We start from the raw sequence: 14,514 nt of genomic DNA, 5'->3' as shown, positions 1-14,514 counted from the left end.
CGCCCGGCGGTGCCTGCGGCGGGCCGTGCCGCGGCTCAGGCACGGTAATCCCCGTCGCCGATGTTGCTCAGGTTGGCGGCCTCGGCGTTGTGGTAGTTCCAGTAGGACGTGCGCATCCGGTTGAGGATGTCCTCCAGCACGTTCGACAGATCGTTCTGAGCGGTGTTGAACCACTTCTGCATGTCGTCGAACGTCATGAACGACGGGCTGGACCAGTCGGTGCCGATCTCCTTCATCTTGGCCTCGATGGAGGCCATCGTCTCCTTGATCGACGTGGACTCCCGCTGGACGACGCCGATCGCCTCGTCCAGCGCGCTCAGATTCGCGAGGAAGTGTTCGAGATCCGGATTGCCCGCCATCCCTCTCCTACCTGCCTTTCACACGGTCCCGAATGTCTGCCGCCGTCCTCGTCGCCCCGCCCGCACGCCCGGTGGACGCCCCGCGCACTCACGCCTCCGGCGGTGGCAGGTCCTCGGGAAGGAGCGTGGTGAGGACGCCGGAGTCCGCCGACGCCAGGTCGAGGGCCGTCAGGTCGAGTTCGGCGACCCGCTGTGCGTGCCGCTCGGTCATCAGCTGGAACACCTGCCGGGCGCTGCGGCCGTTGCCGAACCGGTCCCCGCGGGGCACGGTCTCGAAGTAGGCGTGCAGGGCCTCCTCGGTCTCCGGCGCGAAGGTGTACTCGTGGCTGTCGGCCTGGTGCCGGACGATGCTCACCAGCTCCTGCGAGGAGTAGTCGTCGAAGCGCAGGGTGCGGGTGAACCGCGAGGCCAGGCCGGCGTTGGACTCCAGCAGCCGTTCCATCTCGCCCGGGTATCCGGCGACGATGACGACCACCTCGTCGCGGTGGTCCTCCATCAGCTTCACCAGCGTGGAGACGGCCTCCGAGCCGAAGTCGGTGATGTTGCCCTGCGGGACGAGCGAGTACGCCTCGTCGATGAACAGCACCCCGCCCAGGGCCCGCCGGAAGACCGCGGTGGTCTTCGGCGCCGTGTGCCCGACGTACTCGCCCACCAGGTCACCGCGGTCCGCCTCGATCAGATGGCCGCGCTCCAGCAGCCCGAGCGCCGCGAGGAAGCCGCCGTAGAGCCGGGCGACGGTGGTCTTGCCGGTGCCCGGGTTGCCCGCGAACACCAGATGCCGGCTCAGCGGCGGCGGGGACAGCCCGGCGTCCTGCCGGACCTTGACCATCTGCATCAGCTTCGTCAGCGTCACGATCTCGCGCTTGACGCCGTCCAGACCGACCAACCGGTCCAGTTCGCGGTGGAGTTCGGCCAGCCGCTCCTCGGCGGCGGCGGCCTCCTCCGCGGATTCGGCCGCGCCCCGCTTCCCGTCGGCCGGGCCGCCCCCGCCGCCTTGGGCGCCGCCCGCCGCACCGGCCACGGCCGGCACCCGCGCGCCGTCCTCGGCCGGGGCCAGGGTCGGCAGCACCGGCTCGGCCACGTCCTCGACGCTGCACTCCTCGGCGAAGACCTCGGCCTCCTCGTCGCGCAGCAGATCCTTCTCCGCACCGCTGACGGCGCACCGGCGCAGCACCACCCGGGAGCGGGCCCCCGCGTAGACGGCGGGGAAGCCGCTGCCCGCGATACGGCAGTCCTCCAGCGTCGCGACGCCGCCCTCCTCGACGAACACGCCGTTCTTCGCGGCCGATTCGACCGTCGTACCGCGCAGCCGGGGCCGCGCGCCGGGGCGTACGACGAGGCCGCTGCCGGACGCCTCACGCAGCGCGCCGCCGTCCACGACGGGCGTGCTGCCCTCCTCCAGGAGCATCCCGGACGAGCCGCTGCCCGCCACCGTCACCTCGTCCAGCACGCCGCCGGTGTCCCGGCCGATGCGCACCCCGGTGCCCGACACCGCGGAGATCTCGCAGTCGGCCAGCAGCGGCCGGTGCGAGGTGCGCAGGACGACACCGTCGCCGGTGCCGCTCACCCGGCAGCGGCGCAGCGCGGCGTCGCCGCCGTCCACGCTCACCCCGGCCAGCTGCGCCTCCCGTATCTCGCAGTCGGCGGCGAGCAGTTCGGCCCGTTCGGTGACCCGCAGCCCGTACTCGGGGGTGCCGCTCACCGTGCACGCGTCGGCCCGCACCCGCGTGCCGCCGCCCAGGTGCACGGCCGTGTAGGCGGTGTCCTGCACGGTGCAGGAGGCCAGCGACACCTCCGACTCCCCCACCGCGAACAGCCCGTTGGCGCCGGTCCTGGCCAGGGTGCACTCCCGCGCCGTCGCCGAGCCGGTACCGGAGACCACCAGCGCGGTGTCCTCGCAGTCCACGGCGCGCACCTCGTCCAGCCGGGCCGCGGCCTCCGCGGTGACCAGCACGGCGGCCCCGGCGGTGTGGTGGACGTGGCATCCGTCGAGCAGCACGGCGCTGCCGCCCTCCGCCACCACCCCGGCGCCCGCCGTGCGGTAGATCTCGCAGTTGCGCAGCCGCACGCCCCGCCGGTCCTCGGCCGCCCCCGCCGCGGCGCTCTTCTCGCTCGTCCCGGTCCGGCCGGCCTCGGCCTTCCCGGCCTCGGCCTGCTCGGTGCTCTCCGCGGACGTGCCCTGCCTGCGTCCGGCCGTGCCGCGCAGCCAGACGCCCGGTCCGGCGGTGGCGTGCACCCGGCTCTCGCGCAGTACGGCCGTCGCGTGCCCGTCGGCCAGCAGCCCGGCGACGCCGCCGCCGCGTATCTCGCAGCGGTCGAGGGTGGCGTGGGCACCGGCCGAGAGGACGACGGCGGTGCCCGTCGCGCCGTCGAACAGCGCGTCCGTGACCTCGGCGCGCGCCTCGTCGTCGGCGAGGATCCCGTCCCCGGTGCAGTCGCCGACCGTCAGATTCCGTGCGACGGTCCTGCTGGCGCCGGACAGCCACAGGGCCACGCCCTCGGCCCGGCGCACCGCGCAGTCCGCCAGCAGCGGCGCGGAGTTGCCCGACACCTCGACCCGGCCACCCGCGATCTCGCAGTCGCGCAGCACCGGTTCACCGGCCCGCACCAGCACGGCGGCCTCCCGGGGCGAGGCCGCCGCGACGACGAAGCCGCGCAGCTCGGCGCGGCCCCCGTGCACGGTGACCGCGGGGCCGCGCGCCGACACCAGCCGCACCTCGCCCTTGGCCACCAGCGTGATGTCCCGGTCCAGCACCAGGCTCTCGGTGTAGGTGCCCGCCTGCACGGTGATCACGGCCCCGGGTTCGGCGCCGCGCACCGCGGCACCGATCGTCCGGTGCGCGCCCCAACTGCCGGGCGCCACCCGCCGCGCCGCCGCCCTCACGGCCGGTACCCCGCACGGCCGCGGGCCGGCGCGGTGCGCCGGCCTGCCTGTCGCCGTACCCGTCCCGTCACAGGCCGCCTCCCAGGCCGCCCAGCCAGCCGAACAGGCCGAAGACGCCTGCCGTCAGCGGGACGGTCGCCACCGCGAGGAACCCGGCGAGCGCCGTCGGCCAGGTGGGCCGGTCGCGCTCGACGGGCCGCAGCGCGGCCTGGAACGCCAGGTACAGGCCGCAGCCCACCAGCACGGCGCCCACGCCGAAGGCGGTCAGCGCACCGGCGAAGTCCGCGTCCAGGAGGTAGCCGGGCACCCGGACGGCGAGCGCGAGCAGGCCCAGCACACCGGCGGCCAGCTGCGGCGCCACGGCGGTCAGCAGCCGGACGGACCCGGCCTGGAGCAGCAGGCCGACGCTCACACAGCCGACCAGCGCGAGCCCGCAGGCGCCGGGCGAGGCGCTGAGCAGCAGCAGACATCCGGCGAGCACCGTCGAGACGAACACGGACAGGAAGGTGAGCAGCCCGTTGCCGCGGCGGACGACGGCCTGCACATCGGAGTCCGGCAGCGAGGCGCTGCCGGTGTCCGGGCCGCCGGGCACGAGGACCGCGATCTGGCTGGTGACGCGCGGCAGCAGACCGGCGACGAAGAACAGGACGGTGGCGACGACCGCGGCCGTCCCGGTCCAGCCCGCGTGCAGCACGGTGAGCGGGATGGTGAACACCGCACCGAGCGCGACGATCATCAGCAGCACGACGGTGGAGACGGCGGGCAGCGCGACCACCCCGGCGAGCGCGCCCAGCACCCCGAGCACCGAGACGAGCACGGGGGTGACCACCGAGCCGTTGAGCGGTGTGTCCAGGCCGGCGCAGATCAGCAGCGGGCAGGCGGCGAGCGCCAGCACCTGCCGCATCGGGCCGGGCACCGGCCAGTTCTTGCGCCGCGCGACGCTCGCGAGCAGCGCACACAGCAGGCCCGCCAGCAGGAAGGCCGCGGCGGCGATGCCCGCCTCCCGGAAGCCGCCGAGCCATGCCGCCGAGGCCAGCATGGTCAGCAGTCCGGCGGCCACCACGGTCTGGGCCCGCGACCGCGCGTTCCACAGGCCGTCGTCCGCACGGGCCGTGGTGACCTGCTCGTCCAGGTCGGTGACGGTCAGCTCGCCGATCTCCGCGGCGCGGGAATCGCACAGGTGGAGCGTGGCGCCGTCCAGTACGCCCGCCCCGGCCAGCGAGTCGCCCGGTGCGAGCGGCCCCGCTCCCGCCTCGGCCAGTGTCCACACCTGCGGCATGGCCTCGGATTCCTGCTGGCCGCACAGGTCGGCGAGCCGGGGAGCGTATTCGGCGATGGGGGCATTCGCCGGGAGCGCCAGGTCGACGCGCCTGCGCTCGCCGACGACGGTCACCCGGCAACGTTCATCGGGCACGGAATCAGGATCCTTCTGTCACGGACATCGAGCCGCGCGCGACCGCGGTCCCGCCGCGGTCCGACCGGCTGGTGGACGGCTGGGCCGCGGCGGGGACGCACCGTCGCCGCGGCCTGCTGCCTCAGTGCCGCCAGGTGGACATGTTCGACCACTCGGCGTCGCTGTAGTTGTTCCAGTTGACGTGCATGGCCTGGGCGATCCGCCCCAGCACGCCCTCGGGGCCGAACAGCCCGTTCGCTGCCAGGTCCCACTCGTTCTGCATGTCCTGGTAGTAGGTGGCGGCCTGGCTCTCCCGCCAGGCGTCGGCCAGCGGCGCCAACTGGGACTTGAGCGCCTGGAGTTCGTTGGAGACCTCCGCGGCCCTGGCGTTCAGCCAGCCACCCGCGGCGGAAAGGCCCTCACCGACGTAGATCGGTGTGCCGTCGATATTGGACATGACGTGCTCCTCGTCCGGGACTCTCGTACGTCGGGTGCCCGCATCCGCTGCCGGCGCGCGGGCCGGGTCAGGAGAAGTTGGTGCCCGTGGGCGCCTTCGGCAGGTCCTCGCCCAGCGCGCTCAGGTTGTTGAGGTTCTGCTGCTCGGATTCCTTGTAGTTGATGTAGTTGCCCTGGAGACCCTTGGAGATCCCCTCCAGGGCGTCGTGCAGCATCCGCGCGTAGATGTCGTACTCCGCCATCAGGGTCTGGAACTGGTTGTGGGCGATGCCCTGCCAACTCGCTTCCAGGCTCGTCACGTACGTCTTCAGCTCGGCCAGCTGCGTGGAGATCTCCGCGGCGGTCGTCGCCGTGTTGGACGAGGCGTTGGCCAGGTACTCCGGCGTCACGCGATAGGTCACGCCGCCGACGCTGACCGACGGGGTTTCAGCCATGGTGGGATGCGCCCCTCTCAACTCGATGCAGGGAGCAGTCAAACATTGGTTCGCCCCTGATCAGGCATCCGGGCCCCCGGTTGAGCAGCACATGACCACGTTCTGAGCAGAACGGGGGCACCGTGTTCCGCATGAACCGGGGGGCCTCGCCCCGCGCGGCTCAGCCGCCCGGCCGGCGGTCCCGTGGCCGCTGCAACGCCCGGAAGTCCTCGCACCACGCCCGGTTGCGGCCCGGGAGCCCGCCGTCGGGTGTGCGCACGGTCCGGTTCGCGTACAGGCTGTTGAGCAGCCACGGCTGCTTGTCCGGGCCGATGTCCCGCACCATCGCCTCGGCCTGGACGACGCCGTAGGTGGCCACGGCGAGCTTTCCCGTGGCACGGAACCTGCCCACCTGGTCGCGCAGATAGTGCCGGTTCTCGTGGAACCACGGGCTCATCGCGAGGAAGGCGTCCCACTTCTCCTGCGGGAAGGGCCGCTCGACGGCCTCCTTGAGCACCTGCCACACCCGGGTGTCCGGGTCCGCGCCGTACCGCCGTGCGAACCCGCCGGGTATCCGGTCGCGCAGATGGCGGCGCCAGTTGAGGACGAGGGAGAACTCGGTCGCCAGGAACCGCTGGTCGTCCCGGAGCCGGGGCACGACGTAGTCGAGGTACTGCTGCGCGGCGGAGAGGGATGCGACGTGCGGATGGATGTCGACGCCCTCGATCTCCGGCTCCCGGCGCGCGAACTCCAGCCAGCGCCGCGTCGCACCGGTCCGCCGCCCGGGACGGTCCAGATGGTTGAGCGCGCCCAGGTACAGCCGGGCGCCGCCGCCTTCCCCCGTCCTCCGGTCCGCACCTCCGCCCGCGGATTTCCCGGAGCGCTCCGGGAAGCGGCGGGCGCGGTAGGCGATCAGATGCCGGGCCACGTGCTCGTAGAAGAGGTTGACCGCGGGCCCGTCCCGCTCGTCCGTTCTGCTCTCCAGGAAGGGCTCGTTGCCGATCACGAGGATGTCCACCGAGCCGAGCACGGCATGCGCGATCTTCTCCACCCGCGCCAGCTCGGCCGCCATGCGCGCGGTGCCGGGCCGGGGCAACGCCTGGTCTCGGTAGGGGAACTTCAGCGACAGGACGGTGCCGTACCCGTGCCGGTGCGCCCGCAGCAGCGCGGCCACGGACGGCTGTTGCTCCACCGGGCCGCGGTCGGCCTCCGGCACCGGCACGAAGCCGCGCAGCCAGCCGGCGGAGAGCGCACGCAGCTGTGCGAGGCGCAACCCGCCCGGATCCTCGTTGACGTTGGCCCCGAGCGCCCCGTCCGGCGCCGGGACGCGCCCGGACCTCCCGTCACCGTGGCCGTCCTCGTCGCCGTCCCGGTCGGGCCGCTCCTCCCCCGCACCGCAGGCCGCGGTCAGCAGTGCGGCGCCGGAGGCCAGGAGGAGCTGACGGCGCCACATCCCGTGACGTGTCCGGAAATCACCGTCATCGGACGGTCGCAGGCGCCGCAATCTTGCCTCCTGGTTCGGCCGCCGGGGGCACTCGGGCACAGCCGTCGGCCGCGGTGGCCGGCGGAACCGGCGGATGCCGAGGAGGCCCCGCCGCCCGCCGGGCGAGGCGGACCGCGTCCGCTCTACGTCTCCTCGGCGTTGCCCGGCGGGGCCAGCAGCAGCGGCAGGTAGACGTCGTCGACGATCTCGGTGACGACCTCGTCCGGGATCGGCGCCCCGTACAGCAGGTAGTGGTTGCGCAGAAGATCCACGGCCACCGTGGCACGCCGCGAGCACAGGATCCAGTCCCCGATCTCTCCCCGTTCCGCCGCGCACCGCAGCGCGTGCTGGAGCGCGCCGGGGCCGGCGCCGTGGATCCGTTCCCGGACGACCCGGGCGAATCCGGGGTCCCGCACGATCTCCGCGAGCAGCCCCCGCAGGATGTCGCCGTGCGGGCCGGCCAGCCGGGTCGAGAGGCGTTGCAGCACGGTGAGCACATCGGTGCGCAGCGAGCCGGTGCCGGGCGGCTCGACGTCGAAGACGCGGTGCACCGCGCAGGCGTCGACGACGAGTTCGGCCCGGCTCGGCCAGCGCCGGTACAGGGCCGCCTTGCCGGTGCGGGCCCGGACGGCCACCCGCTCCATGGTGAGCCCGGCGTAGCCGACCTCGGCCAGCTCGGCCAGCGTCGCGGCCAGGATGGCGTTCTCCAGTTCCTCGCCGCGTCGCCTGGGACCTCTGCGATGGTCGCCGGCCGACCGGTCCGGCTGATCCCCGTTGGGTGGAGGCATGACTCCCAGCCATTCGTCGTGCACCCGTTGTATTCGTCGGGTGCGTAAGTCTAGCCTCCGGTTTAGAGAACAGAACGTTCTTTAAGCGTCGAGGACTTCGAGGTACGCCGATGACCGAGACCACGACGACGCCCCCCTCGGGCGCCCCCGCCTTCCCCACCGACCGCACCTGCCCCTACCGACTGCCCGAGAACTACGACACCTTCCGGGCCGAGGAGGGGACGCTGCACCGGGTCACCCTCTACGACGGCCGGACGGCCTGGCTGGCGACCGGACACGACATCGCACGGCGCCTGCTCGCCGACCCCCGGATGTCCTCCGACCGGCTGCACCCCGGCTTCCCCGCCACCTCGGAACGCATCAAGGGCTTCCGGGACCGGCGGCCCGCCTTCATCGGGCTGGACCCGCCCGAGCACGGCCCCCGACGGCGCATGACCATCAGCGAGTTCACGGTGCGGCGCATCAAGGGCATGCGGCCGGACATCGAGAGCATCGTGCACGGCTTCCTGGACGAGATGATCGCCGCCGGACCGCCCGCCGATCTGGTCACCCGGTTCGCGCTGCCCGTGCCCTCCATGGTCATCTGCCGGCTGCTCGGGGTGCCCTACGCCGACCACGACTTCTTCCAGGACGCCAGCAGGCGGCTCATCCAGTCGCCGGACGCGGCCGGCACCCGGGCCGCGCGGGACGAGCTGGAGGAGTATCTGGGCGGCCTGGTCGACGAGTTGCGCCGCAACCCGGGGTCCGGTCTGCTCCAGACGCTGGTCACCGAGCAGTTGGAGCCGGGCACCATCGACCGCGAGGAACTGGTCGCGACCGCGATCCTGCTCCTGGTCGCGGGCCACGAGACGACGGCGTCGATGACCTCGCTCAGCGTCATCACCCTGCTGGAACACCCCGAACAGCTGGCCGCCCTGCGGGAGGACCGCTCGCTCATCCCCGGCGCGGTCGAGGAACTGCTGCGCTATCTGTCGATCGCCGACTTCGTCGGCTCGCGCGTCGCGACCGACGACATCGAGATCGACGGACAGCTCATCCGGGCCGGCGAGGGCGTCATCGTCGCCAGCTCCCTCGCCAACCGGGACAGTTCGGTCTTCGAGGGCCCGGACACCTTCGACGTCCGGCGCGGCGCCCGCAACCACCTCGCTTTCGGCTACGGCGTGCACCAGTGCCTCGGCCAGAACCTGGCGCGCCTGGAACTGGAGATCATCCTGGACGCGCTGCTGACGCGTCTGCCGACGCTCCGGCTGGCCGCTCCCGTCGAGGAGCTGACGCTGCGTCCCGCGACGACCATCCAGGGCGTCAACGAACTTCCGGTCACCTGGTGAGGAATCGAGGAAAGGAGCAGTCATGCGTGTGACGGCCGACAGGGAGGTCTGCGTGGGCGCCGGTATGTGTGCCCTGACAGCGCCGCAGGTGTTCGACCAGGACGAGGACGGCGTGGTGACCGTCCTGGCGGCCGAACCGGGCGAGGACGCCCGTGCGGCGGCGCGCGAGGCCGGCAGCCTCTGCCCCTCGGGCGCCGTGCGGATCACGGAGTAACGGCCCCGCCACGGACCCCGCCGGACCGCGGCGGTCCACGGGCACGCACTCCCCACACCGGGCCCCGGTGAGCGGGCGGCACACCGCCCCCGCCCACCGGGGCCTTCGGGCTGCCCGCCCCCGGGCGGAGACCGCGGACACCTCCGGCCGGACATCCGGTACCGGGCGCCGGGCGCCGGGCGCCGCCCCCGCCGCGCGCGCTCCCCGCACCCGTCCGCACCCCCGGCAAAGTGCCCCTGAACACGGCCTCTTTGTCAGTCGTTGATCGTTACTGGTTATGCTGCGTCAGCCTCGGCATGACGGAGCCTCACTGAGTTCCCCGGTCGTATCCCGGTCACGTCTTGTCCTGCCGCGGGGTCCCGGCACACGGGACGAACCCGCACAAAGGACCGGAAGTGGACTCGTCGCTCCCCCCATCGCCCCTTTGCTCAGTCTGTCGAACGATGTGAGGACGCTGATGATGCGCACGGGATCATCACCCGGAGGTCAACGGTCCGCCCCTCTGTGGCTGTGGTGGCTGCCCACGCTCGCCATGGCCGCCGCCACGACCGCCGCGACCGTCCAGGTGTCCGACGACGCACGGGTGGCGGTCCTCCTCTGCGGGCTCATAGGCACCGTCGCCGTCGCCCTCGTGAGCGGTGAACTCGTCCGCCGCAGCCGGGCCCTGGCGACGCTGCGGACCGAGTACGCGCAGCACCAGGAGATGCTCCGTCAGCACCTGCGCCTCCAGGAGGCCGCGACCGTCCAGCTGGCCAAGGAACGGCTCCCGCAGGCCGTGGAGCAGCTGCGCCGGGGCGAGTTCGCGGAGAACGTGGTGCACTCCCTCGCCTCCTACGGCCCGGGCACCGGGCTGGGCTCGGACTTCGAGGCGGCACACCGCGAGCTGCTCCGCTCGGTCGTCGAGGCCGTCTCCGCCGAGGAGTCGCTGCGTGACTCCGCACAGCGCGGTGTCGTCAACATCGCCCGCCGCGTGCAGGCCATCGTCCACCGGCAGGCCACCGACCTGCGCGAGATGGAGGAACGGCACGGCAAGAGCGGCGAGTTCTTCGCCGACCTGCTGCGCCTGGACCACAGCAACGCGCTCATCAGCCGGCTGTCCGACACCATCGCGGTGCTCGGCGGGGCCCGCCCCGGCCGGCAGTGGAGCCGGCCCGTCCCGGTCTACAGCGTGCTGCGCGGCGCCATGTCCCGGATCGCCGACTACCAGCGGGTGTCCCTCCACTCGGTGGCCGAGGTCGCCATCGTCGGCCGCACCGTGGAACCGCTCATCCACGCGCTGGCCGAGCTGCTGGACAACGCCACGTCCTACTCGCCCCCGCAGACCCGCGTCCATCTGACGGCGAGCGAGGTGCACGCGGGCATCGCCATCGAGATCGAGGACGGCGGCTTCGGGCTGAGCGAGGAGGCGCGGGTACGCGCCGAGCACATGCTCAAGACCGCGCGCGAGGGCATAGACCTCAACGACCTCGGCGAGGCCCCGCGCCTCGGTCTGACCGTCGTCGGCCGCCTGGCGCAGGACTACGACTTCCAGGTGTCGCTGGCGCCCTCGGCCTACGGGGGCGTGCGCGCGGTCCTCGTCGTCCCGCGCGAGGCGATCACCACGGCGCCCGCCAGCGGGCGCGCCCACGGCATCGGTGCCGCCTCCGGCCAGCGCCCGGACGACCGGCCCGCCCGCCCCGCGGCGCCCGCGGCAGCGGCGGCGCGTCCGGCGCCGTCGGCCGCACACCACACGCCGTCGGCCGCCGGCCTCGGGGAGGAGGAGCGGATGGACGAGGAGATCCCCGAGGTCACCGAGCGGACGGCCAGCGGACTGCCGCAGCGCCGCAGCCGCCGGGGCCGCGCGGGCGCGCGCTCGGCCGCCCGCGACACCAGCGCAGTACCCGCTCCCGCACGGGCGGCCGAGCGGTACGCCGGGCAGAGCGCCGGGCGGCAACAGGAGCAGCACGCCGAACAGCACGACGCGGCGGCGGAGCAGCCCGCACCCGGGATGTGGATGGGGGCCTTCCAGGAAGGTCTGTCCGGCCAACGATCGGCCACGGCTGCCACACAGGGACACAGCGACAAGTCGTCGAATGAAGGTGAGTAAGCGATGGTTCGGCAGCCCGACATGGACTGGATGCTTAAGGACTTGGCGGAGAGCATCCCGCAGACTCGCCACGTCGTCCTGCTGTCCTCGGACGGCCTGTGCATGGCGCAGTGCCCCCAGGAGCAGGACACCTCGGACCGGTTGGCGGCGATCGGCGCGGGCCTGCAAAGCCTGGCACGCGCGGCCGCCGAGGAGTTCCCGCACAGCAACGGCCGGATGCGGATGGTCGTCATCGAAGTGGACGGCGGCTTCCTGCACCTGATGGCGGCGGGAGAGGGAGCCCACCTGGTCGTGCTGGTCGACGAGGGGGTCGACATGGGCCTCGTCGGACAGCACATGCGCGACCTCGTCACCCGGATCGGCGCCCACCTCACCAGCCCGCCACGCAGTGACCGGCTGGCCCGATGACGCCGGACGAGGAGTGGGACGAGGGCAGCCCCGAACGGCTGTACGTCCTGACAGGCGGGCGCAGCGGGTCCGAGGATGTCGGACTCGACCTGGTCACGCTCATCGTGACCCGCACGCCGCCGCAGATCGGCATGCAGCCGGAGCACCAGCAGATCCTGCGGGTATGTGAATCCCCGCTGTCCGTCGTGGAGATCTCTGCGCACCTCCGACTCCCGGTGAGCATCGTCACCGTGCTGCTCGCGGACCTCCTGGCGGAAGACCGTGTGGAAGCCAGGGCACCGGCCCCGTCCCTTCCCGACATCGACATCATCAAGGCGGTGATCCATGGCCTCCAGAACCTCTGAGACGGTGACAGGGCCGCGGAGCGAGGACGCACTGCCGTCGTCGACCGCGTCCGCGGTCAAGATCGTCATCGTGGGCGGTTTCGGCGTCGGCAAGACGACGCTGGTCCGCTCGGTGAGCGAGATCAGGCCGTTGACGACCGAGGAGACGATGACGCAGGCCAGCGTCAGCGTCGACGACCTCGAAGGCGTCGAGCGCAAGCGGATGACGACCGTGGCCATGGACTTCGGCCGCATCAGCATCGACGACGAGATGGTCCTCTACGTCTTCGGCACCCCCGGCCAGCAGCGCTTCTGGTTCCTGTGGAACGGCCTGTTCGAGGGCTCCCTGGGCGCCGTGGTGCTCGTCGACACCCGCCGGCTGGAGGCGAGTTTCGACGTGCTCGGCCGGCTGGAGGAGGCCCACACGCCCTTCGTGGTGGCCGTCAACGCCTTCGACGAGGCGCCGACCTACTCCGAGGCGGAGCTCCGCCAGGCGCTGGACCTGCCCGACGCCGTGCCGCTGCTGCACTGCGACGCGCGGAGCCGGGAGTCCAGCAAGGAAGTGCTGCTGGCCCTGATGCGCTACCTGTATGCGCTGGCCACGCGGACGGAGACGGCGCAGACCTCCTGACCCGGCGCCCCGTCGAACTCCCGCCGCCGAGCGGGGTGGTGACGGGGCGTCGGCCATGCCCCCCGCGTCGGGGCCGCCGCCCCGAGCCGTCCGTAACGAAAGGACCACATTTCGCCATCGGCGCGTGCACGGCACGCGCCCACGGTGTGAACTCCTGCCCGATATATGCCCGTTTCGTCGCGGTATGGACGGGAAGGGTGTCGGCATCTGTGCGGGAAATGTGCCATGCGGGTGCCACTGAGGCCCTTGTGGCGTGAATAGGCTGTTGTTGCAGTGGACACAGATGAGCCGTAGAGGGCTGTGACCATCCGTCGACCGCGTCCATCACGCCGATTCCCCTCTGCCGTCCGCCGGTTCGCTCCCCGCGCCGGCGGCCGACAGCCGATTGTCGTGTGCGCGGCATGACGACCGGGTTCCCTCCCGGTGTCGCCGACGGGCCCTCTCCGGCCTTCGGGCACGAACGCGGTCAGGCCGCAGGACGACTGAGGTGATCAACAGTGGAGCACGGGGTTCTGGTCCCGCCCGTCTATTCTCCGATTCCCCCCGCCATACATCCCCGGCACGCGCTGATAGACCAGCAGACCGCCGCCTGGGCACAGGACTTCGGCATCGGCTCACCCGAGCTGCGGGAAAAGCTCATCGGCCACGACATCGGCACCTTCGCCGCCCGTATCCTCCCCGACGGGAACGAAGAGGTCATCTCGCTCCTCGCCGACTTCGTCCTGTGGCTCTTCGGCGTCGACGACGGCCACTGCGAGGAAGGTGAACTCGGCGCCGACCCCGGGGCGCTGGTCCCCGTGCTCTCCCGGCTGCTGCGCATAGCGCAGAACCCGGAGGCCGACATGCTCACCGACGACTCCCTCGCCGCCGGACTGCGCGACCTGCACCGCCGCATGCGCCGGCACGGAACACCCGGCCAAGTGGCCCGCTGGGTCGACGCGTTGCGCGAGTACTTCCTCTCCGTGGTGTGGGAGGCGTCGCACCGCAGCAAGGGCACCGTCCCCGACCTCAACGACTACACCCTGATGCGGCTGTACGACGGCGCCACCTCCGTCGTCATGCCGCTGCTGGAGATGGGCCACGGCTACGAACTCCAGCCGCACGAGCGGGACAGCACCGCCGTACGGGCCGCGGCCGAGATGGCCTACTTCATCATCACCTGGGACAACGACCTGTTCTCCTACCACAAGGAGTCCCGGTCCCCGCAGTACTACCTCAATGTGCTCCGCGTCCTGGAACACCACCACGGGATGACCCCGGCCCGGGCGCTCGACACCGCCGTCGCCCAACGCGACCGTGTCATGTGCCTGTTCCTGCGGCTGCGGGAGCGGCTGTCCGCCACCGGCAGCCCCCAACTGCGCCAGTACCTCGCGAGCGTGACGTCCTTCATCCGCGCCGCACAGGACTGGGGCATCTCCTCCCGCCGGTACACCACCCCCGACGACCCGGCCGAACTGCCCACCACGTTCCGGGACACCCCCACCGACGACAGCACCGAGCCCCTGGCCATCCCCGCCATCGCCTGGTGGTGGGAGCTGGTGCACGGCGGCACGGACGAGAGCGCGCACACGGCTCCCGCCCCCGCCGCCGACGACCGGAACGGCACGCTCGACGTCCCGCACCTCCCCCTCCGGGACCCCGTCACGACCGGCCAGACCCCCCACCGCTCCTACGCCTGACCCCACGGCCACCGGGCCACCGACCCCGGGCGGGTGCCCGGCACCTCCTCCGACGGTGCCGGGCACCCG

Annotated in this window: 14 protein-coding genes; 7 read left to right on the top strand and 7 right to left on the bottom strand. The window is 72.5% G+C overall.

What is annotated here, in order from left to right; genetic code table 11:
- Window positions 1-35: 35 nt before the first annotated feature.
- From SCA03_RS33430 to SCA03_RS33400, 7 genes are all read right to left on the bottom strand, one after another.
- Entirely contained in the window at window positions 36-359 is a 324-nt protein-coding gene (locus SCA03_RS33430) for a WXG100 family type VII secretion target (RefSeq protein WP_030887620.1), read from the bottom strand.
- Between the two features lie 88 nt (window positions 360-447).
- A complete protein-coding gene (locus tag SCA03_RS33425; protein WP_086815661.1) occupies window positions 448-3,243 on the bottom strand; it encodes a right-handed parallel beta-helix repeat-containing protein in 2,796 nt (931 codons plus the stop codon).
- A gap of 67 nt (window positions 3,244-3,310) precedes the next feature.
- The gene (locus SCA03_RS33420; RefSeq protein ID WP_078873859.1) at window positions 3,311-4,657 is read right to left on the bottom strand and encodes an EsaB/YukD family protein; all 1,347 of its coding nucleotides are present in this window, start codon (window positions 4,655-4,657) and stop codon (window positions 3,311-3,313) included.
- 121 nt (window positions 4,658-4,778) lie between these two features.
- On the bottom strand, window positions 4,779-5,093 hold the full coding sequence (locus tag SCA03_RS33415) for a WXG100 family type VII secretion target (protein ID WP_030887613.1): 315 nt from the start codon (window positions 5,091-5,093) through the stop codon (window positions 4,779-4,781).
- Between the two features lie 67 nt (window positions 5,094-5,160).
- Window positions 5,161-5,526 (bottom strand): WXG100 family type VII secretion target, encoded by a 366-nt coding sequence (locus SCA03_RS33410; protein ID WP_030887611.1) that lies wholly within the window; start codon window positions 5,524-5,526, stop codon window positions 5,161-5,163.
- A gap of 160 nt (window positions 5,527-5,686) precedes the next feature.
- Window positions 5,687-6,958 (bottom strand): hypothetical protein, encoded by a 1,272-nt coding sequence (locus SCA03_RS33405; protein WP_141275844.1) that lies wholly within the window; start codon window positions 6,956-6,958, stop codon window positions 5,687-5,689.
- Between the two features lie 173 nt (window positions 6,959-7,131).
- The gene (locus SCA03_RS33400; RefSeq protein WP_030887608.1) at window positions 7,132-7,776 is read right to left on the bottom strand and encodes a TetR/AcrR family transcriptional regulator; all 645 of its coding nucleotides are present in this window, start codon (window positions 7,774-7,776) and stop codon (window positions 7,132-7,134) included.
- A 110-nt stretch (window positions 7,777-7,886) separates the two neighbouring features.
- On the opposite strand from SCA03_RS33400, the gene SCA03_RS33395 reads away from it, so the two are divergent.
- The 7 genes from SCA03_RS33395 (at window position 7,887) to SCA03_RS33365 (ending at window position 14,445) form a co-directional block, all read left to right on the top strand.
- Window positions 7,887-9,104 (top strand): cytochrome P450, encoded by a 1,218-nt coding sequence (locus SCA03_RS33395; RefSeq protein ID WP_030887605.1) that lies wholly within the window; start codon window positions 7,887-7,889, stop codon window positions 9,102-9,104.
- A gap of 22 nt (window positions 9,105-9,126) precedes the next feature.
- Window positions 9,127-9,318, top strand: a complete 192-nt coding sequence (locus SCA03_RS33390; RefSeq protein ID WP_030887604.1) for a ferredoxin — start codon at window positions 9,127-9,129, stop codon at window positions 9,316-9,318.
- Window positions 9,319-9,775: 457 nt separating this feature from the next.
- A complete protein-coding gene (locus tag SCA03_RS33385) occupies window positions 9,776-11,404 on the top strand; it encodes an ATP-binding protein (RefSeq protein WP_086818177.1) in 1,629 nt (542 codons plus the stop codon).
- Window positions 11,405-11,407: 3 nt separating this feature from the next.
- Window positions 11,408-11,812 (top strand): roadblock/LC7 domain-containing protein, encoded by a 405-nt coding sequence (locus SCA03_RS33380; protein WP_030887596.1) that lies wholly within the window; start codon window positions 11,408-11,410, stop codon window positions 11,810-11,812.
- Window positions 11,809-12,156, top strand: coding sequence for a DUF742 domain-containing protein (locus tag SCA03_RS33375; RefSeq protein ID WP_030887594.1), 348 nt, complete (start codon window positions 11,809-11,811; stop codon window positions 12,154-12,156). Before SCA03_RS33380 ends, SCA03_RS33375 begins: the two co-directional genes overlap by 4 nt.
- A complete protein-coding gene (locus SCA03_RS33370) occupies window positions 12,137-12,766 on the top strand; it encodes a GTP-binding protein (RefSeq protein ID WP_030887590.1) in 630 nt (209 codons plus the stop codon). The genes SCA03_RS33375 and SCA03_RS33370 overlap by 20 nt, the downstream gene beginning before the upstream one ends.
- A gap of 497 nt (window positions 12,767-13,263) precedes the next feature.
- Window positions 13,264-14,445, top strand: coding sequence for a selina-4(15),7(11)-diene synthase (locus SCA03_RS33365; protein ID WP_086818176.1), 1,182 nt, complete (start codon window positions 13,264-13,266; stop codon window positions 14,443-14,445).
- Window positions 14,446-14,514: the final 69 nt, after the last annotated feature.

The organism is Streptomyces cacaoi (genome assembly GCF_006539165.1).
Classification (GTDB): domain Bacteria; phylum Actinomycetota; class Actinomycetes; order Streptomycetales; family Streptomycetaceae; genus Streptomyces; species Streptomyces cacaoi.
This window is presented reverse-complemented; position numbering and strand designations above follow the sequence as displayed.